The following is a 684-nucleotide window of genomic DNA, read 5'->3' as shown; positions in this document are numbered from 1 at the left end:
AATTACATCTGGTCGGATCACACGCCAACCGAAATCCTGAAACAAAACTTTGCATTTCCGTCCGATTTCCATCCGATGGTGTACAACATTCACCAGTTCTTTCAGGATCGCGCACTGGATCGAAATGTTGAGCAACTGGAGGCCGGGCGCATGTACCAGCTGGACGTGTATAACGTTCATCGTCGGCCGCGTATCGAGGCCGGTACACCGCGCCGCTTCTTCCGCATCTCGTTTGTACCGATCGAAATCGAGAGCGACGACTGCCAGCCCAATCCTTGGCTTCCGGCGCGAGTCTACAACCGCGATGACGTGCGAAAGCGCCTTATCCGCTACGTTTGAGAAAAACATGGTAAGATTGCTCAAGTTTTTGGTGACCGGCATATGGCACCAGCACAAATGGAAGATTCTGGAGCGCGTGCCCCTCACCACCAATTACGGGGATGGTTACACCTCGCGACATACGCGTACTTACTGTCAGTGTGAAATATGCGGAGTTCCGCGCACCTTCGATTAAGGAGAAAAGCATGACATTCGAGCAATGGTGGGAAAGTCTGGCGGAAGATGAAGAAGGTTTCAAGGTCCATGGCGGGTTCCGCGTGAACGAGGGTTTCGCACGACTCGGATGGGATGCGGTGGCTGAACGTATGGCCGAATTGGACCGCCAGATTCAGTATCAGCACGATG

General features: G+C 53.2%; 1 protein-coding gene. It reads left to right on the top strand.

Features of this window, described 5'->3' with window-relative positions; genetic code table 11:
• A partial coding sequence (locus AC1RPW_RS07760; RefSeq protein ID WP_481769404.1) for a hypothetical protein occupies positions 1-339 on the top strand: 339 nt, incomplete at its 5' end.
• Between the last annotated feature and the right edge of the window lie 345 nt (positions 340-684).

Source organism: Dellaglioa sp. CoH-55-MRSF-8 (genome assembly GCF_056782195.1).
Note: the sequence above shows the minus strand (reverse complement) of the source record. Positions and strands in the feature narration are given on the sequence as shown.